The sequence below is a fragment of the Alloyangia pacifica genome (assembly GCF_900116195.1).
GTDB lineage: Bacteria > Pseudomonadota > Alphaproteobacteria > Rhodobacterales > Rhodobacteraceae > Salipiger > Salipiger pacificus.
Genome location: NZ_FOZW01000010.1, coordinates 216,221 through 240,598, shown reverse-complemented (window position 1 = coordinate 240,598; position 24,378 = coordinate 216,221). Strand labels below are relative to the sequence as shown.

20 protein-coding genes are annotated in these 24,378 nt (G+C 68.6%); 5 read left to right on the top strand and 15 right to left on the bottom strand.

Annotated elements, in window-relative coordinates:
• Nucleotides 1-37 precede the first annotated feature (37 nt).
• Nucleotides 38-1,228, top strand: a complete 1,191-nt coding sequence (locus BM397_RS20530; protein ID WP_092427526.1) for an acetyl-CoA C-acyltransferase family protein — start codon at nucleotides 38-40, stop codon at nucleotides 1,226-1,228.
• A 179-nt stretch (nucleotides 1,229-1,407) separates the two neighbouring features.
• On the opposite strand, the gene BM397_RS20525 is transcribed toward BM397_RS20530, so the two are convergent.
• Nucleotides 1,408-2,328 carry a PLP-dependent cysteine synthase family protein gene (locus BM397_RS20525; RefSeq protein ID WP_092427528.1) on the bottom strand — a complete coding sequence of 307 codons (921 nt, stop codon included), beginning with the start codon at nucleotides 2,326-2,328 and terminating at the stop codon, nucleotides 1,408-1,410.
• 156 nt (nucleotides 2,329-2,484) lie between these two features.
• A complete protein-coding gene (locus tag BM397_RS20520) occupies nucleotides 2,485-3,039 on the bottom strand; it encodes a putative glycolipid-binding domain-containing protein (protein WP_092427530.1) in 555 nt (184 codons plus the stop codon).
• 261 nt (nucleotides 3,040-3,300) lie between these two features.
• Here BM397_RS20520 and BM397_RS20515 point away from each other — a divergent pair, with 261 nt between their 5' ends.
• Nucleotides 3,301-5,463, top strand: a complete 2,163-nt coding sequence (locus tag BM397_RS20515; RefSeq protein WP_092427532.1) for a hybrid sensor histidine kinase/response regulator — start codon at nucleotides 3,301-3,303, stop codon at nucleotides 5,461-5,463.
• Here BM397_RS20515 and yaaA read toward each other — a convergent pair.
• The 8 genes from yaaA to BM397_RS20475 all read right to left on the bottom strand — a co-directional run bounded on the left by yaaA (nucleotide 5,445) and on the right by BM397_RS20475 (nucleotide 14,071).
• Nucleotides 5,445-6,221: a peroxide stress protein YaaA gene (yaaA, locus tag BM397_RS20510; RefSeq protein ID WP_092427534.1), complete on the bottom strand. Its 777-nt coding sequence runs from the start codon at nucleotides 6,219-6,221 to the stop codon at nucleotides 5,445-5,447. The two genes, BM397_RS20515 and yaaA, sit on opposite strands and share 19 nt — an antisense overlap.
• 41 nt (nucleotides 6,222-6,262) lie before the next feature.
• Nucleotides 6,263-8,320, bottom strand: coding sequence for a DNA helicase RecQ (gene recQ / locus BM397_RS20505; RefSeq protein ID WP_092427536.1), 2,058 nt, complete (start codon nucleotides 8,318-8,320; stop codon nucleotides 6,263-6,265).
• Nucleotides 8,321-8,684: 364 nt separating this feature from the next.
• Complete coding sequence (arfB, locus tag BM397_RS20500; protein ID WP_092427538.1) at nucleotides 8,685-9,104, bottom strand: alternative ribosome rescue aminoacyl-tRNA hydrolase ArfB; 420 nt, start codon at nucleotides 9,102-9,104, stop codon at nucleotides 8,685-8,687.
• 382 nt (nucleotides 9,105-9,486) lie between these two features.
• Entirely contained in the window at nucleotides 9,487-10,128 is a 642-nt protein-coding gene (locus BM397_RS20495) for a queuosine precursor transporter (RefSeq protein WP_092427540.1), read from the bottom strand.
• 65 nt (nucleotides 10,129-10,193) lie between these two features.
• Entirely contained in the window at nucleotides 10,194-11,132 is a 939-nt protein-coding gene (locus BM397_RS20490) for an esterase-like activity of phytase family protein (protein WP_092427542.1), read from the bottom strand.
• Entirely contained in the window at nucleotides 11,105-12,037 is a 933-nt protein-coding gene (gene mepA, locus BM397_RS20485; protein WP_092427544.1) for a penicillin-insensitive murein endopeptidase, read from the bottom strand. The genes BM397_RS20490 and mepA overlap by 28 nt, the downstream gene beginning before the upstream one ends.
• Nucleotides 12,034-13,371 carry an MFS transporter gene (locus BM397_RS20480; RefSeq protein ID WP_092427546.1) on the bottom strand — a complete coding sequence of 446 codons (1,338 nt, stop codon included), beginning with the start codon at nucleotides 13,369-13,371 and terminating at the stop codon, nucleotides 12,034-12,036. The genes mepA and BM397_RS20480 overlap by 4 nt, the downstream gene beginning before the upstream one ends.
• A gap of 97 nt (nucleotides 13,372-13,468) precedes the next feature.
• A complete protein-coding gene (locus BM397_RS20475) occupies nucleotides 13,469-14,071 on the bottom strand; it encodes an acyl-CoA thioesterase (RefSeq protein ID WP_092427548.1) in 603 nt (200 codons plus the stop codon).
• A 130-nt stretch (nucleotides 14,072-14,201) separates the two neighbouring features.
• Here BM397_RS20475 and BM397_RS20470 point away from each other — a divergent pair, with 130 nt between their 5' ends.
• The gene (locus BM397_RS20470; RefSeq protein ID WP_092427550.1) at nucleotides 14,202-14,495 is read left to right on the top strand and encodes a YggT family protein; all 294 of its coding nucleotides are present in this window, start codon (nucleotides 14,202-14,204) and stop codon (nucleotides 14,493-14,495) included.
• Between the two features lie 143 nt (nucleotides 14,496-14,638).
• Here the strand turns inward: BM397_RS20470 and BM397_RS20465 are convergent, their stop codons facing one another.
• From BM397_RS20465 to BM397_RS20455, 3 genes are all read right to left on the bottom strand, one after another.
• On the bottom strand, nucleotides 14,639-15,568 hold the full coding sequence (locus BM397_RS20465; protein ID WP_092427552.1) for an N-carbamoyl-D-amino-acid hydrolase: 930 nt from the start codon (nucleotides 15,566-15,568) through the stop codon (nucleotides 14,639-14,641).
• 13 nt (nucleotides 15,569-15,581) lie between these two features.
• Nucleotides 15,582-16,811: a diaminopropionate ammonia-lyase gene (locus BM397_RS20460; RefSeq protein WP_092427554.1), complete on the bottom strand. Its 1,230-nt coding sequence runs from the start codon at nucleotides 16,809-16,811 to the stop codon at nucleotides 15,582-15,584.
• Between the two features lie 149 nt (nucleotides 16,812-16,960).
• The gene (locus tag BM397_RS20455; RefSeq protein WP_092427556.1) at nucleotides 16,961-17,851 is read right to left on the bottom strand and encodes a LysR substrate-binding domain-containing protein; all 891 of its coding nucleotides are present in this window, start codon (nucleotides 17,849-17,851) and stop codon (nucleotides 16,961-16,963) included.
• Between the two features lie 128 nt (nucleotides 17,852-17,979).
• Between BM397_RS20455 and BM397_RS20450 the strand changes: the two genes are divergently transcribed.
• Together BM397_RS20450 and BM397_RS20445 are read left to right on the top strand one after the other, a co-directional pair.
• Nucleotides 17,980-19,200, top strand: a complete 1,221-nt coding sequence (locus BM397_RS20450; protein WP_092427558.1) for an acyl-CoA dehydrogenase — start codon at nucleotides 17,980-17,982, stop codon at nucleotides 19,198-19,200.
• A complete protein-coding gene (locus BM397_RS20445) occupies nucleotides 19,200-20,321 on the top strand; it encodes a CaiB/BaiF CoA transferase family protein (protein ID WP_092427560.1) in 1,122 nt (373 codons plus the stop codon). The genes BM397_RS20450 and BM397_RS20445 overlap by 1 nt, the downstream gene beginning before the upstream one ends.
• A gap of 76 nt (nucleotides 20,322-20,397) precedes the next feature.
• Here the strand turns inward: BM397_RS20445 and BM397_RS20440 are convergent, their stop codons facing one another.
• Both BM397_RS20440 and lysA read right to left on the bottom strand, forming a co-directional pair.
• On the bottom strand, nucleotides 20,398-22,998 hold the full coding sequence (locus BM397_RS20440; protein WP_092427562.1) for a TIGR02302 family protein: 2,601 nt from the start codon (nucleotides 22,996-22,998) through the stop codon (nucleotides 20,398-20,400).
• A gap of 63 nt (nucleotides 22,999-23,061) precedes the next feature.
• On the bottom strand, nucleotides 23,062-24,327 hold the full coding sequence (gene lysA, locus BM397_RS20435; RefSeq protein WP_092427564.1) for a diaminopimelate decarboxylase: 1,266 nt from the start codon (nucleotides 24,325-24,327) through the stop codon (nucleotides 23,062-23,064).
• Between the last annotated feature and the right edge of the window lie 51 nt (nucleotides 24,328-24,378).

The window sequence follows — 24,378 nt, the reverse complement described above, 5'->3', positions numbered from 1 at the left end:
GCGCGAAAGCCAGACGCAGCGGAAAGGGAGAGCCGTAATGTCCTTCGATCCTTCTGAAGAAATCGTCATCCTCGGCGGCGCACGCACCGCCATCGGCACCTTCGGCGGCGCGCTGAAGTCCGTGCCGCCGATCGAGCTCGGCACCGTGGCGGCCAAGGCGGCATTGGAGCGCGCCGGCGTCGAGGGCGGGCAGATCGGTCAGGTCGTATTCGGCCACGTGCTGAACACCGAGCCGCGCGACATGTATCTTTCCCGCGTCGCCGCGATGCAGGCGGGCATTCCCGACACCACCCCGGCGATGAACGTCAACCGGCTCTGCGGGTCGGGCGCGCAGGCCATCGTGTCGGGCGTGCAGGCGCTGATGCTGGGCGATGCGAACTTCGCGCTGGTCGGCGGGGCCGAAAGCATGAGCCGCGCGCCCTACATCATCCCCGACCAGCGCTGGGGTCAGAAGATGGGCGACATCCGCACCGTCGACATGATGCTGGGCGCGCTGAGCTGCCCCTTCGGCACCGGCCACATGGGGATCACCGCGGAAAACGTCGCCAAGGAGCACGACATCAGCCGCGAGGCGCAGGACGCCTTCGCGCTGGAGAGCCAGCAGCGTGCCGCCAAGGCCATCGAGGCGGGCTTCTTCAAGGAGCAGATCGTGCCGGTGGAGATCGCCTCGCGGCGCGACACGGTGGTCTTCGACACCGACGAGCACCCCAAGGCGACCTCGCTCGACAAGCTGGCGGGTCTGCGCCCGGCCTTCGACCGCGAAGGCTCGGTCACCGCGGGCAACGCCTCGGGGCTGAACGACGGCGCGGCGGCGCTGGTGCTGGCGCGCGGCGAGGCCGCAACGGCCTCGGGGCTGACGCCGCGCGCCCGCGTGCTGGGCTACGCCCACGCCGGGGTGCGCCCCGAGGTCATGGGCATCGGCCCGGTCCCGGCGGTGGAGAACCTGCTGGTGCGCACCGGCCTGTCGCTTGCCGATTTCGACGTGATCGAGAGCAACGAGGCCTTTGCCGCGCAGGCGCTGGCGGTGAACAAGGGGCTGGGGCTGGAGCCGGCGAAGGTCAACCCGAACGGCGGCGCCATCGCGCTCGGCCACCCGATTGGCGCCACAGGTGCGATCCTCGCGGTCAAGGCGCTCTACGAGCTGGAGCGCACCGGTGGCCGCAAGGCGCTGATCACCATGTGCATCGGCGGCGGGCAGGGCATCGCGCTGGCCATCGAGCGGATCTGAGCAAGGCGCCCGCGGCGCTGCGCCTGCCGCAGACGCGGCATCTGGAAAAGAGCGAGGGGCGCTGCCCCTCGCGCCGTAGGCGCGGCTTTGGGAAAAGGCGAGGGGCGCCGCCCCTCGCGCTCCCCGGCGTATTTGGAAAGAGAAGAAGGGGCGAGCGGGATCTCGAGCTTTCGCCCGGATCAGTACTTGAGGCCGGTGTCGCAGAGCACCGTGGCGACGGTGGCCTCCGCAGCCAGCCGTCCCGAGGCCAGCAGCTTTGCCGCGGCGCAGACGTTGGCCGCGGCGGAATAGCCGACGTAGAGACCTTCCATCGTGGCGAGACGGCGCTGCCAGTCGGCGACCTCGGCGTCGCTCACGCTCAGGCCGAGGTCCATCAGCGCCGGATCCCAATGCGGCGGCACCAGCCCGTAGCCGGTGCCCTGCAGGATGTGCCGCGGCTTTGACACCGGCTTGCCGGCCAGCGGTTCACTGCCCTGCGGCTCGACGGCGGCGCAGAGCGTGGCCGGGCTGGCGGCCTTCAGCGCTCGGGCGACGCCCATGAAGGTGCAGCCCGTGCCCACCGCCGCGACCCAGCCATCCACCGGGCCGCCATGCTGCGCAAGGATCTCCGCGCCGGTGGCTTCATGCGCGCCGATGCCCTCGACGGCGTTGAACTGGTCCACGTAGAAGCCGCGCTCGTCGCGGGCGATGCGGGCAGCCTCTGCCGCGGCGGCGGCCACGTCGGCGCCGGTCACCTGCCCCTCGCTGCCATCCACCTGCGGCACCAGAACGACCCTTGCGCCGAGGCCTTCCATCATCTTGGCGCGCGCCGGGCTGTTGCCGGCGGACATGGTCGCGATGAAGGGATGTCCGAGCGCGGCGCAGACCACGGCCAGCCCGGCCCCCATGTTGCCGCTGGTCATCTCGACCACCGGCATGCCCGGGGTCAGCCGGCCATCGGCGCGCGCCGCCAGCAGGATCGCCCGCGCCGCGCGATCCTTGACGCTGCCGCCGGGCTGCAGGAACTCGGCCTTGGCGACGATCCGCCCGGGCCCGTCATGCACCCGGGTCAGGGCGATGAGCGGCGTCTTCCCGATCAGGTCGAGCGTTGAGGAGATCATGAGGGCACCTGTCTGTAACCACGGCCTCCAGAGCTAATCCGACCTGCGGCCGCGGGCCAAGGACCTTTGCAGGGAGATTTTGCAGTCAGGTGTCGACGGCCCGTGTGTGATCGCCGCAGTGCGCTGCATCGGGGCCGGTTCCGGAGCAGGGCGTTCTCAGAGCTCGACCCGTTGCCAGAGCCCGGGATAGAGCGTGGGAAACCCCTGCGGGTCCACGCTGATCTGCGCGATATGGCCGGTCTGGGCGGCCTCGTAGCCGATCAGCCCGCCGCGTTCGCGGGTATAGCTCTGGTTGAGCGGGTCGAGCCGTGGTCCGGGCAGCCGCAGCCAGGCGGCGCAGACGCTCAACCGACCGACCTCGGGCAGGCGGCGCAGCGGCATCAGGTTGGTGGCCGGGGTGAAGGCGAAATCGATATCGGTGCACGCGGCAAGTTCGGGCCGTTTCGTGCCGTTCAGCAGCCACGCTCCGTTCTCGCGCGTCAGCCGGGCGCGCACCTCCTCGCCGCCGGCGGTGCCGGTGACGTCGGCGCTGCGGGTAAGCCAGTCCGGCCCGCAGCGCACCACGTAATCCAGCGCCGCCCAGCCGGTGCCATCGCGAAAACGCGCGTGGCCGACCAGCATGTAGCCATCCTCGTGCCGGGCGAGCCGGCACTTGTCCTCGCCGTCGCGGTCGAGCGCGCGCCAGTGGATCGTGGCAAGCGTCTCGCTCATGCGCGGGTGCCGCGCCTGGATGTGTCGCGCCTGGATGTGTCGCTTCGGGTATGTCCGGGTCCGAAAAGGGGCATATCCAACTCCTCCCAAAATCGGCTGTACCATGGTGCCCCTGCCCATGCGTAAAGGCAAGCGCGCGTTTTGCATCAGTTTTCTTAAGGCGATCTTCACCTTGTGGCGGCCATCCTGCTGGGGGCGCAACGGGCTTGGAGCGTCTTTTGGGGTAACTTCCGGAGCATCTTGGAGGATGAGGCTTAAGGCATGGATGTCGCGGCACGGCTGGCCGAGGAACGGCGCGCGCGCCTCGCGGCGGAACGCCTGCTGGAGCTGAAGCAGGCGGAGCTTTTTGCCGCGAACCGCAAGCTCGGCAGCCATGCGCGCCAACTCAGCCACGAGATCACCGAGACCCGGGCCGAGGTGGCCATCGTCCGGGACGAGAATCTGCGGGTGAAGACCCAGCTCGGCGCGGCACATCAGAAGATCGAGCTGGTCGAGGGGCAGCTCTGGACCGCGCTGGCCTGCATGCGCGACGGTCTGGCCACCTTCAACGCCGAGCGCCGGATGGAGCTCGCGAACCCGTCCTGGCTGCAGCTCTTCGACGGGCTCGACACGATCCGCCCGGGTGCGGGCTATGCCCATGTGCTCGACATGATGGTCGAGGAGGGAATCGTCGACCTTCAGGGCGAGCGCGGCGACGCCTGGCGCGCGCGGATGGCCGCCCGCTGGGAGGCCGACCCGATCCCCACCGAGACCATCCGCATCTATACCGGCCAGTTCCTGCAGCTGCAGGACCGGCACCTGCCGGACGGCGGGGTGGTCACGCTCAGCTTCGACATCACCGAGCTGATGCGCATGTGGTCGGCGCTGGAGGAACTGCCTGACGGCTTCGTGCTCTACGATGCCGAGGACCGGCTGCTCATGTGCAACGAGACCTACCGCGAGATCTACGCCGCCAGCGCCCCGGCGATCTTTCCCGGCGCCAGCTTCGAGGACATCCTGCGCTACGGGCTCGAGCAGGGGCAGTACCTCGAAGCCGAGGGACGCGAGGAGGCCTGGCTCGAGGATCGGTTGGCGGCGCACCGGGGCGCCGAGCGCGCGCTCGAGCAGCAGCTCGGCGACGGGCGCTGGCTGCGGGTCTACGAGAGACCGCTGTCGGATGGCGGCCGCGTCGGCCTGCGCATCGACATCTCCGAGGCCAAGCGCATCGAGCAGGAGCTGGAGGAGGCGCGGCAGCGGGCAGAGATCGCCAGCCATGCCAAGTCGACCTTCCTCGCGAACATGAGCCACGAGATCCGCACGCCGATGAACGGGGTGGTGGGCATGGCCGAGCTGCTGATGGACGGCCCGCTCGGCGAGGAGCAGAGGGTCTATGCCGAGACCATCCGCAGCTCGGGCGAGGCGCTGCTGCTGATCATCAACGACATCCTCGATTACTCGAAGATCGAGGCGGGGCGGCTGGTCATCGCCGCCGAGCCCTTCGATCTCGGCCGGGCGATCGACGAGGTGGCGCGGTTGCTGCAGCCCGCGGCGCAGGAAAAGGGCGTGGCGCTTCTGGTGGACTACGCACCGGAGCTGCCAAGGGATTTCATCGGCGATGCCGGGCGGATCCGCCAGATCCTCACCAACCTCGCGGGCAACGCGGTGAAGTTCACCGCCGAGGGCCACGTGAGGATCCGCGTCACGGCCGAGGTCGAGGGCCCCTCCGCACGGCTGGAAATCGCCGTTGAAGACACCGGTATCGGCATCGCGCCGGACAAGCTCGAGCACATCTTCGGCGAATTCAACCAGGTCGACGACGCCCGCAACCGCGCCTTCGAGGGGACGGGGCTCGGCCTCGCCATCAGCCGGCGGCTGGTGGAGATGATGGGCGGCGAGATCTGGGTCTGCTCCGAACTTGGCGAGGGCGCGGTCTTCGGGCTGCGCCTTAGGTTGCCGCTGGGCGGCGAGGGCGGGGCGCGGGAGACCGCGGCGCAGGATCAGGCGCCGGCGCTGCCGCCGCTCGACGTGCTGCTGGCCGAGGACAACCGCACCAACCAGCTGGTGTTTCGCAAGATGGCCGAGGCGCTGGGACGCGACCTGGCGCTGCGTTTCGCCTGCGACGGGGCCGAGGCGGTCGGCGCTTTCGAGGCACGGCGTCCGGACCTGGTGTTCATGGACATCTCGATGCCGGGAATGGACGGCAAGGAGGCGACGCAGCGCATTCGCGAGATCGAGGGCGAGGGGCCGCGCGTGCCGATCATCGCGGTGACCGCCCACGCCATGAGCGGCGACCGCGAGGCGCTGCTCGCGGCGGGGCTTGATGACTACCTCACCAAGCCCCTTCGAAAGGCAGAGCTCGCGCGGCTGATCGAGCTCTGGGGCGCACCGGAGCGTGCCCCTGCGGACGCGCCCGTTGCGCGGGCCGATCAGGCGGCGTTGGAGTAGGGCCGGACGAAGACCGGCTGATCCTCGGTCGAGCGTTCCTCGTCATAGGCGTAGCCGCCGAGATCGAAGTCGCGCAGCGCCTCGGGGTCGGTGATCCGGCGGGTGACGATGAAGCGCGCCATCGCGCCGCGGGCGCGCTTGGCGTAGAAGCTGACAACCTTGGGCGCGCCGTCCTTGTCCTCGAGGAACTGCGGCGTGATCACCCGCAGTTTCAGTGCCTTGGGGGCGACGGCACCGAAATACTCCTGGCTGGCGCAGTTCACCAGAACCTCGGCGCCGGTGGTCTCGCCCTGCGCGTTCAGCGCCTGCGACAGCTGATCGCCCCAATAGTCGTAGAGCGATTTGCCGCGCTCGGTCTTCAGCCGCGAGCCCATCTCCAGCCGGTAGGGCTGGATCGCATCGCGCGGGCGCAGCACGCCGTAGAGGCCCGACAGGATCCGCAGGTGGTCCTGCGCGTAGTCCATCTCCTCGGGGTCGAGCGAGCTGGCGTCGAGCCCCTGGTAGGTGTCGCCGGCGAATGCCAGGGCCGCGGGCCGCAGCGCTTCGATCTCGGGCTCTTCTGCATAGTCGCGGAAGCGCTCGTGGTTGAGATTTGCGAGACTGTCCGACAGGTGCATGAGCTTCTTCAGGTCACCCGGCGTCAGGCCGCGCGCAGTCTCGACCAGGCGCAGCGCATCCTCGCCGAAATCCGGCGTCGTCATCTCGGTATCACGGGGCGCCCAATCCAGTTTCTTCGCGGGCGAAATCACCACGAGCATACGCGGTCACTCCTTGAACAGATCCAGAACTTGGAATGGTTCTAACCAGCTTCAGCGAGAAGGTCCATAAAGGCCGGACCGAAGCGGTCAAAACGTCGCTCCCCGAGAATCCGCTCCAGATCCTCGGGCGCGGGATCGCGTAGCCCGGCGATCTTGGCGAGCAGCGAGGCGGAGCAGGAGAGCGGCTTCTCGGTTCCGTCCTCGCCGCGGATCAGCTCGGCCTGGGCGCTCATCAGCCGGTCGTAGAGATCGCCTGTGCCGCGCGCCGCGGCGCGCATGCGCAGCGGGTGCGTCTCTTCCGGCGCACCGCCGGTGATCACCGAGAGGAACTCGGCACCGTAGCGCTCCAGCTTCTTGGCACCGACGCCGCTGATCGCGCCCATCTGGTCCAGCGTCTCGGGGCGGCGCTCGGCCATCTCGATCAGCGTGCGGTCGGGGAAGATCATGTAGGCGGGCAGCGAGGCCGCCTCGGCCAGCGCGCGGCGCTTGGCCTTCAGCGCCGACATCAGCGGCGCGTCCTCTTCCGACACCAGCGTCTTGACCTGCGGGCGGCGCTCGGCGGCCTTGTCGATCACGTCGCGGCGCAGCTCGATACTTTCCTCTCCGCGCAGGATCGGGCGCGCGGCCTCGGTCATCACCAGCGCGCCGTGGCGCTCGGGATCTGGGCGCACGAGGTCTCGCCCCATCATCTGCCGGAACACCACCTGCCATTGGCCTTTCTTCAGGTCCTTGCCGACGCCGAAGGTCGGCAGCCCGTCGTGGCCGCGCTGGCGTACCTTGTCGGTCTCATTGCCCAGAAGGATGTCGATCAGGTGGCCGGCGCCGAAATTCTCTCCGGTCCGCAACGCCGCCGAGAGGGCCTTACGCACTGCCTCGGTGCCGTCAAAGACCTCCGGCGGGCTGTCGCAGAGATCGCAGTTGCCGCAGGGCTCCGCCGCCTCGCCAAAATAGCCGAGCAGGGTCCGGCGGCGGCATCCCAGCGCCTCGGCCAGCCCCAGAAGCGCGTTGAGCCGACCGTGGTCGGCGGCGCGGCGCTCGGGTGGCGCCATGCCCTCGTCGATCTGCGCGCGTCGCAGGCGGATGTCGTCGGCGCCATAGAGTGTCAGCGTCTCGGCAGGCGCACCATCGCGCCCGGCGCGACCGATCTCCTGGTAATAGGCCTCGATGCTCTTCGGCAGGTCGGCATGGGCGACCCAGCGGATGTCGGGCTTGTCGACCCCCATGCCGAAGGCGACCGTGGCGCAGACGATCAGCCCGTCTTCGGTGGCGAAGCGTTCCTCGACGGCGCGCCGGGCCTCGGCCTCCATGCCGCCGTGGTAGAAGCAGGTGGGGTGCCCCTCATCGCCGAGCGCCTTCGACAGCGCTTCGGTCTTGGCGCGGGTGCCGCAGTAGACGATGCCCGAGCGGCCCCGACGGGCGGCGGCGAAGCGCAGGATCTGCGCGCGGGGGCTGTCCTTGGGCGCGAAGGCGAGATGGATGTTGGGCCGGTCGAAGCCGCGCAGGAAGGTCTCGGGCTGCTGTCCGTCGAACAGGCGCGTGACGATCTCGGCCTGGGTTTCCTGGTCGGCGGTGGCGGTGAAGGCGGCGATGGGCACGTTCAGCGCGCGCCGGAGCTCGCCGATCCGCAGGTAGTCGGGGCGGAAATCATGCCCCCACTGGCTGACGCAATGCGCCTCGTCGACCGCGATCAGCCCGACCCCGGCCTGCGCCAGCATCCGCTGCGTGCCGGTGGAGGCCAGCCGTTCCGGCGCGAGGTAGAGCAGCCGCAGCGAGCCGTCCTCGAGCCCCTGCCAGACGGCATCGGTCTCTTCCTGGGTGTTGCCCGAGGTCAGCGCGCCGGCGGCCACGCCAGCCTCGCGCAACCCGCGCACCTGGTCACGCATCAGCGCGATCAGCGGCGAGATCACCACCGTCAGCCCGCCGCGCAGCAGCGCCGGCAGCTGATAGCAGAGCGACTTACCACCCCCGGTGGGCATGATCGCCAGAACGTTGTGCCCCGCCGCCACGGCCCCGACGATCTCGCCCTGTCCCGGGCGGAAGGCGTCATAGCCGAAAATATCCTTCAGCAGCGCCTCGGCGGGCGCGGTGTCGCGTGGCATGGGCTGGGGCCTGATTATGTGTGACTGCTCTACAACGCAGACTCTCACACTAAGATTCGGTGAACAAGGCCCCGCGCCCCTTCCGACGCGTGGTTCGCCCTGGTGGGCGGCGGGTTTGCGTATTTGGAAAGAGAAGAAGTCGGGGTGACCCCCGGGGAGAGGTGCCGTCCCTCGCTTCCACATGGTGCAAATATCCCGGGGGAGGCGCGCGCAGCGCGGCGGGGGCAGAGCCCCCTCTTGTCGGGTCTCGGCGCTGGTCACGCGGCCGGGGATGTGCGCGAGTTCGTGCCGCCAGGCCGACAGGCCGCGGGGCGCTTGGCCGCAGGGACCGTTCCCCGGGCCCTTGGCCTTCCGCGGCGGCTGCTCAGTCGGGATCGATCTTGCCGCGCATGGCCTTGACCTCGCCGCGTTCCTTCTTGGCCTTGATCCGGCGGTTCTTCGAGCCGAGCGTCGGCTTTGTGGGGATGCGGCGGCGGGGTTTTTCCAGCGCCTTGCGGATCAGTTCGGCAAGGCGCTCGCGGGCGATCTCGCGGTTGCGGGCCTGGCTGCGGGTGTCTTCGACCTGCAGGATCAGCGCGCCGTCCTTGGTCCAGCGCCGCCCGGCAAGGCGCTTCAGCCGCGCCTTGACCGGGCCGGGCAGGTTCGGCGAGCGGTCGGCCTCGAAGCGCAGCTCTACGGCAGTCGAGACCTTGTTGACGTTCTGTCCGCCGGGGCCGGAGGAGCGGATGAACTGCTCGGTGAGCTCCCAGTCCTCGATGCTTATGGTGTCGGTGATGCGCAGCATGGGGCGGACATTAGCGCGGTGCGGGGGCGGCGCAAGCCGCTTGCCACATCGCGCGCATGCAGCGGCGCTGCGTATCAGTACGAAGAGACAGTACGAATGCCAAACGGCCCGCGCCGGAGGGGGCGCGGGCCGTTTCTGAAAGGGAAATGGGTCACCCTGCCTGTGGGGTGACCCATTCGAGACGTCAAGGAGGCGGGCCGGTTAGGTCGCGCCAATTCGGGTTCCTTCACGCCAGGGGTTGCCCTAGCGCACTGCCCTCCGAACTGTTCCGACACCTTTCTCCAATGTGACTCTAGACACTGGATCACCTCCTTTCAGCTGTTTGAAAAACGCAAGTTCAGCGTGCCACGGAATGTGGACTCCGCAAAGCATTTTTAACAGCTCACGCGAGGGAACGACTCGAAAGTGCCTTCGAAACGATCATCCGGAAGGGCACGAGGGCAAGGATCGCCAGCGACAGCTTCACCATCCAGTCGGCGAGCCCCAGCGAGACCCAGAGCGGCACCACCGGTCCCGCGCCCAGAAGCGGCAGTGCCTCGTTGGCCCAGGACACGTCGTTGCCCGGCTCGAGGAAGCTCAGCGAGCCCGCGAAGGCCACGGTGAAGAAGATCGCCGTGTCGAGCGAACTGCCGACCAGCGTCGAGGCCAGCGGCGCGCGCCACCAGGCGCCCTCCCGGAGCTTGTCGAAAATGGTCACGTCCATCAGCTGCGCCGCGAGGAAGGCGGCCCCTGAGCCGATGGCGACGCGCAGCGTCACGGCGGGGTAGGTATAGCCGTCGCCCTGCAGCATCACCTGCGTGCCGATCAGCGAGCAAATCACCCCGGTCACGAAGCCGGCCAGCACCACCTTGCGCGCCGCGTGCACGCCGTAAAGGCGGTTCATCAGATCGGTGACGAGAAAGGCGATCGGATAGGTGAAGGCACCCCAGGTCAGCCATTGGCCGAAGAGGATCTGCACGAGGATATTCGAGGCCAGCACGGTGGCGGCCATGGCAAGGATGCCGGGAAGGAAGGAGCGTGTCATGTGGGTGACCCGTTTTACAAGGTGGCGGGGAACTCGGCCCGCCTGCCCGGCGGACGGGCGGGTCTTTACTGGCTCATCTCGCGCGGATCAAGAGATTCCGGCAGATCGTACTCGACGATCTGCGTCTTCTGGAAGAACTTGAAGTTGTCATCCGAGATCATCGTCAGCCGGATCCGTCCCGGTGCCGGGCTCCAGACCGCCAGCCCCTCGAGGTTGTCATGCTCGAGCGGGGCGCTCTCGAACAGCGTGGTCTCGTTGCGGACCTCGTCGTCCTCGATGTCGAAGCGGCGCACGCGGCTGCGGAAGGCGTAGCCGGTGAATTCCCGCTCGAGCAGGTAGAAGCGCCCATCCGGGCCGATGTCGGCTCCCACCGCCAGGAAGCCGCCGCGGCGGGGCAGATCGAAAGCATGGCTCCAGCGGCCATCTTCCAGCCGCCAGACCGGGAAGGGACGGGTGAGCAGGCCCGAGCGCTCGGGCAGGGTCAGCAGGCGGCCCTCGGCGTCTATGGCGAGCGCCTCCATCCCGGAATTGGGCTGCAGGTTGGCATAGAAAGGCCCCTCCGGCAGGACCGTGGCGGGCAGGTCGTAACGCTCGGAGGCATGGATGCGCGGCGGTCCTTCGAAGGAGACGTGGAGACGCTCGTCCGGGCCGATGGCCAGGCCTTCGGCATCGTCGATATCGGGGTGCATCCGGGTGCCGGTCTCGTCGAGCAGCTTTTCCACCGGTGTGGCCTCGAGCCCGGTGATGCGCCCGTCCTCGCGCCGGAAGGTGCCCATGACGATGCTGCCGCGGTCGCTGATCGCGGTGAACGCGTGCCCGTCGTCGCTGACCTCGAGCCCGGAGAAGCCGCCGAAGCGGTCATGGGTGTTGTGCCAGGTATAGGTGCCGATGTAGCGCGCGGGCGGCTTGCCATCCGGGGTCCCGGCGCAGGCCGAGACCGCCAGAAGACTCACCACGCAGGCTGCGCGGACCGCGGTCAGCGCGCGGCGAGAACGGAGGCGCATTGTGCCGGAAGATCTCCCATCACGAGGTCACGCTTGGGCTTGGGCGCCGGCGCGTCGGGATCAGGGGGCGGAGGGTTGAGGATGTTGTTCACCCAGGCCTGCGCATCGGCACAGCCGTCGCCCGGCGGCGGTGGGGCCTGGTTGACGCAAGAGCTGTCGCCGCGCGGGCAGGCGAGCCGGACGTGGAAATGGTAGTGATGCCCGTACCAGGGGCGGATCTTGCGCAGCCAGGCGCGGTCGCCGGTCTCGTCGTTGCACATCTGCACCTTGGCACCGGGGAAGACGAAGATGCGGGCGACCCGCGGGTCCTGCGCCGCAGCCTTCAGCAACGCGTGGTGCTGCGGCGTCCACTTGTCGTTCACATAGGCGCCGGCGGCGCGGCGCATCGAGATCGACGAGATGTCCTCGCGCTGCTGGCGGCTGAGATGGAGGCTGTCGGTCGGGCGCATCCAGATGTCGGCGTCGAGCCCCATCTGGTGGCTGGCGTGGCCCGAGGTCATCGGCCCGCCGCGTGGCTGGCTCATGTCGCCGACGTAGAGGCCGTTCCAGCCCGGCAGGGCCGCGGCCTTGCGCGACAGGTCCTCGAGGAAGCCGATCAATTCGGGGTGGCCCCAGTTGCGGTTGCGCGACAGGCGCATGGCCTGCCAGGTCGGCCCGGTCTCGGGCAGCTGCTGGGCACCGGCGACGCAGCCCTTGGAATAGGAGCCGAAGGCGGCGGGCGTCAGCCGGGCCGAGACATTCTGCGCGCCGAAGAGCTGTTTCGCGCTCTTGGATGAGATCACGCCGGTGACCTTGGGCAGCTCGTCGGTGCTGGTCGCTCGGGGCGCGGGCCGGTCGTCGCTGCAGGACGCCAGCGCGAGGGCAAGGGTGGAGGCCAGGGTAAGGCGGGTCAGGGTGCGGATCATTCTGCTCGATCTCCGTCTGGTTTCACCCAGAGTAACAGACCGAGGCCGATTGCGAAAAGGAAGATCAGCGGTGTGACGCCGATCCGCTGCGAGCCGCTCAGCGCGGTGACGATGCCGATCATCAGTGGCGCGAGGAAGGAGGTGGCCTTGCCCGACAGCGCGTAAAGGCCAAAGGCCTCGGTCATGCGCGCCGGATCCGCCTGTCGCACCATCATGCTGCGCGAGGCCGACTGCAGCACACCGCCGCCCGCGCCGATCAGCACGCCGAAGAGGTAGAAGGCGAGGTCGGGCAACTTCGAGCCCTCGGCCACCGGCAGGCCGAAGACGCTGGTGCGGTCGACCAGCACGATGGCCAGGGCCACCAGCGTCAGCAGCACGATCATCGCGGTGATCACCGGCTTCGGGCCGAAGCGCGTGTCGGCATGGCCGCCGAGCCAGGCGAAGAATGCGCCGGAGACAATGGCGAGAATGCCGAAGACGCCCGTATCGACCACAGACCAGCCCAGCACCCCCGCCGCGTAGATGCCGCCGAAGGCATACATGCCGTTGAGCGCGTCGCGGTAGAACATCGACGAGGTGAGATAGGCCAGCAGCGAGGGGCGGCGGGGCAGGCGGCGCAGCGTGTTCTTGAGCTGCGCAAGGCCGTGCCGCACCGCGCCTTTCGAGGCGGTGGCTTTGGGCTCCCTCACCCACAGGAAGAAGGGGATCATGAAGACCGCATACCAGAGCGCGGTGAGCGGGCCGACGGCGCGGGTGCCCTCGCGCTGCGCCGCATCGAGGCCGAGCACCGGGTCGAGCCCGAGGAAGGTCTTGCCGGTCGCCGCGCTCTCGGCAAAGAGCGCCAGCATCAGCGCCAGGGCGATCAGGCCTCCGAGGTAGCCGAAGGCCCAGCCGTTGCCCGAGATCCGGCCGATCTGCTCGCGCGGGCCGAGGTCCGGCAGCATGGCGTTGGTGAAGATCGTGGCGAACTCCATGCCCACCAGCCCCAGCGCGAAGAAGAACAGCGTGGCGGCGAGGTTGAACTGCCCCGGGGCGGCGAACCAGAGCATCGCGGCGCCCACAACGTAGAGCGCCGAGAACAGCCAGATCCAGCGCAGCCGGTGGCCGCCGCTGTCGGCCACGGCACCGAGCACCGGGGCGAGCAGCGCGATGACCAGCCCGGCCGCGCCGATGCCGAAACCCCAGGCCGCCTGCGCCGCGCTGCCGTCGCCCATCAGCTCTTTGACATAGGGGGCAAAGATGAAGGTGATCAGCAGCGTGTTGTAGGGCTGGCTGGCCCAGTCGAAGAAGAACCAGCCCCAGATGCGCCTGCGCAGCGCCGCGTCCGTCTTCATGCTCGTCCTGCCCCGATTTGCCCTGTGATTGCCCTCGCGGCGATAGAACAGGGCAGGGCGGGGCAAGGCAAGGCAAACAACCCGGCGCGGCAGGGGATCAGGCGGCGTCTTCCCCGGTCGCTTCCACTTCGTCCATGCCGGCGATGTGCAGCGGCGCGGGCACCGGCTCCTGCATCGGCGGCCATGGGCGCTGCGACTCGGACTCGCTCCAGGCCGCAACCCAGGCCGGCAGCGCGGGCGAGGTGGTCTCGCTGCCGAGCAATGCCATCACCCGCTCGGGCGCGATCATCCCGGCGCCGGAGGTCACCGCGGTGCGGAACACCGCATGGCTGGCGCAGTCGCCATCGGATTTCCACATGCTCTGCTCGACGTAGATGAAGCGCGCGTCCCAGCCGATCACCCGGCTGCGCATCTCGATGCGGTCGAAAAGCTTCACCCGCTTGCGATAGCGCACCGTCGCCCCGGCAACGGCGAAACCCCAGCGCTCGCGCTTCAGCAGCGCCAGCAGGCCGCTCCGCCTGGCGATGGGCATCCGGCCGAGGTCGTAGAGCGTCAACACGCGGCCGTTGTTGAGCTCGGCGAACATGTCGAGATCCCAGGGCCAGCAGATATGGCGGGTGACGCTGAGTTCGCCGGTCGCGAGCGGCGGGGACTTGCGGACCAGGAACATTTCCTTTGCGAGGCGCAGAAACGGGTACATGGGCGCTCCTTTCGGGGCAAAGGGGTCGCAGGGTGACGTGAAGGTCAACCGCGACCTTGCGGCACTCTTGAGCTTTGCCCCGAGGCTGCCTAGGTCTTGGGTCGGTTTTACTGATAAAGGGCGCACCCGCATGCAATCGCTGTTCCAGATCCTGATGCTGATCCTCGACGTGATCTGGTTCATCATCATCGCCCACGTGATCATGAGCTGGCTAATCAACTTCCAGGTGCTGAACCTGCGCCAGCCGCTGGTCGCGCAGATCTGGGACGGGCTGAACCGGCTGCTCGAGCCGATCTATTCCACCATCCGCCGGGTGCTGCCGCCGATGGGCGGGCTCGACCTCGCGCCGCTGGTGACGCTGATCGCGATCTACGCAATCCGCATCATCCTCGCCAACAACGCCGGCTTCTTCTACGGCTACTGAGCCTGGCGGCGCGCCCGGCCCGGATGGGGCTCTGCCCCCGCCGCGCTGCGCGCCTCCCCCGGGATACCTTCCTCTAGACGAAGAAGCGGAGGGCAGCGCGTCCTCCGCTTCTTCTCTTTTCAAATACGCTCTTTGGGGCCGCGTTACTCGGCGGCGCGGCGCTTGGTCTTGGGCGCGGTGATCGGCAGGTAGTCCTGCGGCTCGCGGTGCTCTTCGAAGTTGAAGACATTGGCACGGATCTCGGCGCACCGGTCGAGGTCGACCTCGGCGCAGATCACCTCGTCGCCGGAGGTGCTGGCCCTGGCGACGATCTCGCCGGTGGGCGCGACGATGAGGCTGCCGCCGATCAGCACCGAGCCTTCCTCCAGCCCGGCCTTGGCCACCGCCACACCCCAGGTGCCGTTCTGGTAGCAGCCCGCCATCACCGACAGCTCGTTGTGGAAGTATTGCAGATGGTCGTGTTCGGGCGCCGGGGCGAAATGGATCGGAGTGTTGTAGCCGAGGCAGACCAGCTCGGCACCGCCGAGGCCGAGCACCCGCCAGGTCTCGGGCCAGCGGCGGTCGTTGCAGATGCACATGCCAAGCTTGCCGCCGAGCATGTCGAAGACCGGCCAGCCCAGATCGCCCTTCTCGAAGTAGCGTTTCTCGAGGTGCTGGAAGGGGCGCCACTCTTCGTTCTCCCAGTGGCCGGGGAGGTGGATCTTGCGGTACTTGCCGACGATCTCGCCGTCTGGGCCGACGAGGATCGCGGTGTTGTAGTGATGCCCGTCCGGGGTCAGCTCGGCGTAACCGAGGTGGAAGCCGATCTGCAGCTCCCTGGCGAGGTCGAAAAGCGGCGCGGTGGCGTCGTTCGGCATTTCGGTCTCGAACCACCGGTCGAGCTCGGGGCCGGCCTCGATGAACCAGCGCGGGAAGAAGGTGGTGAGCGCAAGCTCGGGGAAGACCACGAGGCTGGCGCCGCGCGCCTTGGCGTCCTTCATCATCGCGCACAGGCGGGCGACGGCGGAGCTGCGCGGCTCGTCCCTGGCGATGGGGCCGAGCTGGGCGGCGGCGACGGTGAACTTGCGGCTCATGGGGGGTCCTTTCCTAGGCGCGTATCTGCGAGGCGGGGGCGCCGATGAGCTCTTCGTAGAGCTCGGGGTCGGTGTCGCCCTCGGTGCCGAAGGTGAGAATGCGGGAGCTGGCGTCGAGGCCGAGCTTTTCGCGAGCCTCGGGGTCGGCCATGGCCAGGCGCAGCCCGGCGATGCCGGCGACGGCCGACTCGCCGGCGACCAGCGCGCGATCGCCACCCTGGGGGAAGGCGAGACGACGCATGGCAGCGATGGCGGTGGCATCGGTGAGGGCCATGACTGCGTCGCCGTGGTCCTGAAGGATCTCCCAGGCCAGCGCCGAGACCTCGCCACAGGCGAGCCCCGCCATCAGCGTGTCGAGATCGCCATGCACCGCTGTGCGGGCGCCGGTGCGGTAGGAGGCGAGGAAGCAGGCAGCCTGATCCGGGTCGCAGAGCACGATCTTCGGGCGGTCGGTGCCGTAGCGACGCACGGCCTGCGCGGTGACCGCCGCGGCCATGCCGCCGACTCCGGTCTGCAGGAAGATGTGGGTGGGCGGCTGATCGAGCGCGTCGAGCGCCTCGGCGGCCATGATCTCGTAGCCCTGCATCACGTCGCGCGGCACGTCCATGTAGCCGGGATAGGAGGTGTCGGAGACCACGAACCAGCCTTCCGCGCTTGCCACCTCCTGCGCCTCCCGCACCGAGTCGTCGTAGTTGCCCGGTGTGCGGCGGACCTCGGCACCGAAGGCTTCGATGGCGGTCTTGCGGCCTTCGGAGACGGTCGCGTGGATGAAGATCACGCAGGCGCAGCCAAAGCTCTGCGCGCCCCAGGCGACCGAGCGGCCGTGGTTGCCGTCGGTGGCGCAGCAGACGGTGATCTGCGCCGCCTCGGGGACCGCGCGGGCGGTGATCTCTTCCATGCTCACATCGCGGCCCAGCCGGGCCGACAGCTCCTTCTGCAGCAGCCGCGCCACGGCATATGCGCCGCCGAGCGCCTTGAAGCTGCCGAGGCCGAAGCGGGTGCTCTCGTCCTTGTAGTGCAGCGCAGCGACGCCGGTCTCCGCCGCCAGCGCCGGCAGGGCGACGAGCGGCGTCTCGGCGTAGCCGGGCCAGCCACGGATCGTCTCCGAGGCCACGGCGAAGCCCGCGTCGCTGAGAATGGCGTTCTGGCCTTCTGTCCATTGCGAGCCAGGGACCGCCTGGGCGTTCAGGACGAGGGTGAAGGCATCGTTGGTGCCTGCGTTGCGGGTGAGCTCTTCGGCCATGATGTCCTTCCGGGGGTCTGCGGTACTGAAGAAGAAGGTTCGGACTTTTGCAAAGGTATGCGGCGGTGCCGGCTGCCTCAGGGCAAGCCTGTGCTGAATATTCGGGCAGCTCAAGCGGGTGTTTCCGGTTCCGGCCGTGCCGGGTGGTCTCAGGCGGCGATTTCGCTCAGAAGCCAGTCCCGGAAGGCACCGACCTCGGCGCTGCTGGCGCTGCGCTCCGGCAGGATCAGCGCGTAGCTCTCGCCGGTGTCGAAGCGGCGCTGGGCGGCGAGGGCGAGCTGGCCGCTGGTGAGGGCCGGGCGGGCGATGATCTCTGGGACGATGCCGACGCCGAGCCCGGCGGTGGCCGCATCGAGGATCATGTCGAAATGGTCGAAACGCGCGCCGCGCAGGATGCGGCGGGCGTCGGTGTCGCTGCCGCGGAACCAGTCGAGCCAGAGTGTCGGACGGGTGGATTGCTGCAGCAGCGGCAGGTCCAGAAGTTCGGCGTCGGCGAGTTCGGCGCGGCCCGCGAGCAGGGTCGGAGCGGCGACCACCACCATCTCCTCGCGGGCGACGGTCTCGGCACTCGTGCCGGGGGTTTCATGCTGGCTGCGCATAAGTGCGAGATCGAAGGGGTCGCGGGCGAACTCCACCGGCTGCAGTCGCGCCGTGAGGTCGAGGGTGATGCCGGGGGCGGCGTGGGCAAAGCTCGGCAGGCGCGGGATCAGCCAGGTGCGGGCGAAGCTGGGAAGCACCGCGAGGCGCAGCACGGTGGATTGCCCGCCGAAGGCCATGACTCCCATCGCCGCACCGTCGAGTTCTCCCAACACCTTCTCGGCCTGTAGCAGAAAGACCTGTCCGGCCGGGGACAGCACGAGCCTCTGCCGCACGCGCAGGAAGAGCGCGACGCCGAGCCGATCCTCCAGCGCCGCGAGCGAGCGCGAGATCGCGCTCTGGGTGAGGTTCAGGCTCTCGGCCGCCATGGTCGTGGTGCCGCGCCGGGCGCAGGCGACGAAGGCTTCAAGCTCGCCGACGCTGGGCATGTAGGGTTTGCGCATCCGGGTCTCCTTGGATTCGCAGATTATGAGTTTTCGTCATGACTTGAGCAAATCAAATCGTTTTCCAGAGGCGCGCGGCGGCGCTAGTCTCTGCGCCAAACGCATGATCCTTCCGGAGGAGCCTCCCGATGACCGACCTGTCCCATCTCAAGCCCAAGGAGCAGCCCGCGCTTGCCTCGTTCAACTGGGAGGACCCGTTCCTGTTCCGCGAGCAGCTGACCGAGGAAGAGCGGATGATCAGCGACACCGCGCATGCCTTTGCGCAGGAAAAGCTGCTGCCGCGCGTCGAGCATGCCTATCTCGAAGAGCAGACCGACCCGGAAATTTTCCGCGAGATGGGCGAGTTGGGCCTGCTGGGCTCGACCATCCCCGAGGCCTATGGCGGCATCGGCGCGGGCTACGTCGCCTACGGCCTCGTTGCGCGCGAGGTGGAGCGGGTGGACAGCGGCTACCGGTCGATGATGTCGGTGCAATCCTCGCTCGTGATGTATCCGATCTATGCCTACGGTTCGGAAGAGCAGCGCATGAAGTACCTGCCGAAGCTCGCCAGCGGCGAGTGGATCGGCTGCTTCGGTCTGACCGAACCCGATGCGGGCTCCGACCCGGCGGGCATGAAGACGCGCGCGGTGAAGACCGAGGGCGGCTACGTGCTCAAGGGCTCGAAAATGTGGATCTCGAACGCGCCGATCGCCGATGTCTTCGTGGTCTGGGCCAAGTCCGAGGCGCATGGCGGCAAGATCCGCGGCTTCGTGCTGGAGAAGGGCATGAAGGGTCTCAGCGCACCGAAGATCGGCGGCAAGCTCAGCCTGCGGGCCAGCATCACCGGCGAGATCGTCATGGATGACGTCGAGGTTGGCGAGGACGCGCTGCTGCCCAACGTCGAGGGCCTCAAGGGGCCGTTCGGCTGCCTCAACCGCGCGCGCTACGGCATCGCCTGGGGCGTCATGGGTGCCGCAGAGTTCTGCTGGCACCAGGCGCGCCAATACGGCCTCGACCGCAAGCAGTTCGGCAAGCCGCTGGCCGGCACGCAACTGTTCCAGAAGAAGCTCGCCGATATGCAGACCGAGATCGCATTGGGCCTTCAGGTCTGCCTGCGCACCGGGCGGCTGATGGATGAGGGCCGGGCCGCGCCCGAAATGGTCTCGCTGATCAAGCGCAACAACTGCGGCAAGGCGCTGGATATCGCACGGATGGCCCGCGACATGCACGGCGGCAACGGCATCCAGATCGAATACGGCGTGATGCGCCACGCGGCGAACCTCGAGACGGTGAACACCTACGAGGGCACCCATGACGTGCACGCGCTGATCCTCGGGCGGGCGCAGACCGGCATCCAGGCGTTCTTCTGATGCAACTGCCACCCCAGTTGCCTCCGATGCACGGGGTGCGTGTGATCGAGCTCGCGCGCATCCTCGCCGGGCCCTGGGCTGGCCAGGTGCTGGCCGACCTCGGGGCCGAGGTGATCAAGGTCGAGGCGCCCGAGGGCGACGACACCCGCCGCTGGGGCCCGCCGTTCATCGAGCGAGAGGGCGACCGCTCGGCCGCCTATTTCCACGCCACCAACCGGGGCAAGCGCTCGGTGGTCGCAGACTTCCGCACCGCCGAGGGGCAGGCGCTGGTGCGCGAGCTGGTGGCGGATGCCGACGTGGTCATCGAGAATTTCAAGCTCGGCGGGTTGAAGAAATACGGCCTCGACTACGAGAGCCTGCGCGAGATCAATCCACGGCTGGTCTATTGCTCGATCACCGGCTTCGGGCAGGACGGGCCGTATGCCGAACGGGCAGGGTATGATTTCCTGATCCAGGGCATGGCGGGCTGGATGGACCTGACCGGCAGCCCCGAGGGCGAGCCGCAGAAGGTGGGCGTGGCCTTTGCCGACATCTTCACCGGGCTCTACTCGGTGATCGGCATCCAGGCGGCGCTGGCGGCGCGCGAGCGCACCGGGCAGGGGCAACTGGTCGATATGGCTCTGCTCGATTGCGCCGTGGGGGTGCTGGCCAACCAGGGGATGAATTACCTTGCAACCGGCAAGGCCCCCCGGCGGCTGGGCAATGCGCATCCCAATATCGCGCCCTACGAGGTGCTGCCGACTGGCTCGGGGGACCTGATCCTCGCCGTGGGCAATGACGGGCAGTTCGCCCGGCTCTGCGACGTGCTGGGGCTGACGCTGGCCGAGGACGCGCGCTTTGCCACCAACGAGGCGCGGGTGGCGCATCGCGAGCTGCTGCGCCCGGCACTGGTCGAGGCGTTGGCGACATGGGATCGGGCCGAACTGCTGGCAGCGCTCGAGAAGGCCACCGTGCCCGCCGGGCCGATCAACTCGGTCGATCAGGTGTTCGAGAACCCGCAGGTGATCGCGCGGGGGATGAAGGTGGAGGCCGACGGCGTGCCGGGCATCCGCACGCCCATCCGCCTGTCACAGACCCCGCTGGCGTCAGCGCGACCCTCGCCCAAGCTCGGACAGGGCTGAGGCGATCTGATCCACCCCTGCCGCCGCCATTCACTGCCCGGGTCACGGGCCATGGCCGCGGCAGGGCCGGAGCGGATCAGAACCGCTCCAGCAGCCTTTCGAGATAGTCGAGTTCTTCCTGCGGACGTTCGCCCTCGCCGGTGCGGCGGCGAATTTCGTCGAGCAGCTCGCGAGCACGGCGGTAGACGTCTTCGCCCTGCAGCATGGTCTCGTCGGTGCCGAGCTGGCCATTGCTGCCGGAGTTCCGGCCCAGAGGATCGCGCTGCTGGCCGGGGTCGCCGCCCTGTGCCATGCCCTGCTGGCCCTGACCCTGCTGCTGTTGCTGCGCCAGAGCCTCGCCGAGGTTGCGCATACCCTCGCGCAGAGCTTCCATGGCCTGCGACTGCTGGTCCAGCGCCTCGGCGAAATCATCCTGCCGAAGCGCCTCTTCGGCACCATCCATGGCATCATCTGCGCGGCGCAGGGCGTCGCGCGCGGCCTCACCGGATTCGGTGCCCGCGCCGGGCAGGTTCTGGCGCTGTCGGTTCAGCTCGTCGCGCAGCGCCTGCTGACGGTCGGCGAGGTTCTCTTCCAGCGTGCCGCCGTCGCCCTGCTGGCCGCCGCCCTGGCCCTGCGCCTGACCCTGGCCCTGGCCGGGTTGCTCACCGGGCTGGCCCTGGCCGTTCTGGCCCTGCTGCTGACCCTGCTGGCCCTGCTGCCCCTGTTGCCCCTGCTGACCGGGGTTGAACTGGTCCTGGAGCTGGCGGAAGGCCTCGTCCGACAGCCCCTGCTGGTTGCGCAGCGTCTCGCCCAGCCCCTCCATCGCCTGTTCGCCCGGGGTCTGGCCCTGGCCGGGCTGGCCCTGGGTGACCTGCATGTTCTCCATCATCTGCTGCAGCTGGCGCAGCGCTTCCTGCGCTTCGGCCATGCGGCCCTGCTCCATCAGCTCCTGGATGCGGTCCATCATCCGCTGCAGGTCGTTCTGGCTCATCTCGATGGTGTTCTGATCCTGGGCCATCTGCTGCTGGTTCTGGTCCGGGTTCTGCTGCGCCTGTCGCGAGAGCTGGCGGAGGTAGTCGTCGGTGGCCTCGCGCAGCTCCTGCATCAGCTCGGCGATTTCCTGATCAGAGGCACCGTTCTTCATCGCCTCGTTCAGCCGGTCCTGCGCGCGTTGCAGCCGCTCCAGCGCGCTCGACAGATCGCCCTCTTCCAGCAGCAGCGCCAGGTCCCAAAGCGCGCCCGCGATCTCGTCCTGCTGCTCGGCGGTCATGCCCTCGGTGGTGAACCCTTCGAGCCGTCGCTGGATGGTGCGCAGGCGCAGGTAGGGCACCGCCGAGCGGAAGATGTCGTCGGGCTTGTAGCTGACGGCGCGCAGGATCTGCGTCACGTCGCGGGAATTGTCGCGGGACCAGAGCAGAGCGCGGCGCTGCTCGATCAGCGCGGCGGCGAGCGGGTCGAAGAAGCGGCGGCCGGGCAGGGGGATGACCTGCGGTTCGGCGGCCCCGGTCTGGCCCGCCTCGTCGGCGACCTCGAAGGAGATGCGCACCGGCAGGTTGGCCCAGGGATGGGTCGAGAAATTCTCGATCAGCGTCTCGGTGAACTCGGTGCGGCTGCCGGCAATGGGCATCGGCAGCGGCAGTTCGATCACCGCGCGCGGCTCGGGCTCGGCGGTCAGCCCGTAGCGGCGGTCGACCTCGTCCAGCGCCAGTTCGATGCGGGCGGTGCCCGAGACCACGCCGTAGTCATCGGTGGCGGCAAAGGGGATCTGCGCGTCGCCCTCGTAGCTCGATTCGATCTCGCCCTCCTGCGCTACGGTGGGGCGGGTGTCGGGGATGACGGCAAGCTCCCAGGACCGGCCGCCGGGGCCATCGATGGCCAGCGTGCCGGATTGGGTGACCTCGAAGTCCTGCGCGGTCTCGGCCGGGGCTTCGGGGTCTTCCGCCGGGTCGGGCGCGCGGCCCGAGACGGTCTCGGTCACGTCGAGCGCGCCGACCTCGCCGTAGAGCCGCAGAGTGATGCGTGCGCCCTCCGGCACGTCGAGAGAGGCAGCGGTGATGTCGTTGAGGTAGACGGAGGGAAGGCGCGTGTAGGCGGGGGGCTCCATCCAGCCTTCCCATGTCGGCCCGGAGGCAAGGCTCTCGCCTGACGGCCCCATGCCGGTGACCGAGCGCATTTGCAGCACCGAGCCGAAGATCAGCGCCACGGAAAGCGCCAGCAGCGCCACGTAGCGCAGGGCGAAGGGGTCGGCGCGGGCGACACGCAGGTCGGGCTGCACCGCGCGGGCCTCGAGCATGCGGGCGCGCATCCGCTCCTGATGGGCTTTCCAAAGGGCCTGCGAGCCGGGGTCGGTTGCACCGATGGCCGGGCTGTCGAGAGCGGCGAGGATCGGGCTGCCGCGCAGGGTGCCATCGAGGCGCAGCATCGCTTCCTCGCGGTGCGGCCAGCGCATGCGGCGGACACCGCGCCAGAGCGCCCAGCCGGTGCCGCCAAGCGCCAGCACCCCGGCGGCCCAGACCCATTCGACGTCCACCAGATCCTGAAGGCCGAGCATCAGCGCGGCCAGCACCACGAAGATCACCGACCACAGTGGCCAGAAGGCGCGCACGAGCCGTTCAACCGCCATGCCCCAGAGGGTCAGGCGGATCTGCCATCTTACCGGCTTCAGGATGTCTGCGGGCGCGCGGTCCCTTGAGGCCATCGGTGTCTCCTGAGGTCTCTCCTGCGGTCCGGTGGCCGCAGGGAGCCCGTCAGGGACGGGGACTTACAGCCACTCGGGAAGCGTATCGCGGTTTATGATTTCCTCAAAGCTCGGTCTCCGGCGAATGACAGCGAATTGATCGCCATTCACCAGAACTTCGGGGACAAGTGCCCGCGTATTATACTCCGAGGACATGACCGCGCCGTAAGCGCCGGCCGAGCGGAAGGCGACCAGCTCGGACGGGTTGACCTGCGGCATGGTACGGCCCTTGGCAAATGTGTCGCCGCTTTCGCAGACCGGGCCGACGATGTCATAGGTGCGCTGCTCTCCGCCCGGGACGGGCTCGATCACCGGGACGATGTCGTGATGCGCGTCGTACATGGCCGGGCGGATCAGGTCGTTCATCGCCGCGTCGAGGATCAGGAAATCCCGCCCCTCGCCGTGCTTGAGGTAGATCACCTGCGACACGAGGATACCGGCGTTGCCGGCGATCAGCCGGCCCGGCTCGATCTCGATCTCGCAGCCCAGATCGCCCAGTTCCTCGCGGATCATCTGGCCGTAGTCGGTGGGCAGCGGCGGCGCCTCGTTGCTGCGGGTATAGGGGATGCCGAGGCCGCCGCCGAGGTCGAGGCGCTCGATGGTGTGGCCGTCGACGCGCAGTGCGTGGGTCAGCTCGGCGACCTTGCGATAGGCAAGGCGGAAGGGTTCGAGATCGGTCAGCTGCGAGCCGATGTGCACGTCGATGCCGATCACCTTCAGCCCCGGCAGCTCGGCGGCGCGGGCATAGACCTCGCGGGCACGGGCGATGGGAATGCCGAACTTGTTCTCGGACTTGCCGGTTGCGATCTTTGCGTGGGTCTTGGCATCCACGTCGGGGTTCACGCGGATGGTCACCGGGGCGGTGACGCCGAGGGTGACGGCGACCTCCGAGATCACCTCCATCTCGGGCTCGCTCTCGATGTTGAACTGGCGGATGCCGCCCTCGAGCGCGGTGCGGATCTCGGCGCGGGTCTTGCCGACGCCGGAAAAGACGATGCGGTCACCCGGCACGCCGGCGGCCTTGGCGCGGGCGTATTCGCCGCCCGAGACCACGTCCATGCCCGCGCCGGCCTTGGCGAGCGTCTTGAGGATCGCCTGGTTGGAGGCGGCCTTCATCGCGTAGCAGACGAGGTGCGGACCCCAGCTCAGCGCCTCGTCAAACAGCAGGAAGTGTCGCAGCAGCGTGGCGGTGGAGTAGACGTAGACCGGGCTGCCGACCTGCGAGATGATCTCGGGCAGGGGCACATCCTCGGCGTGGAGGATGCCGTTGCGATAGAGGAAATGGTCCATGTTCGTCCCCGGATAACTGCTGCCGCCTAAGGGCTTCAGCGCGGGGATAAA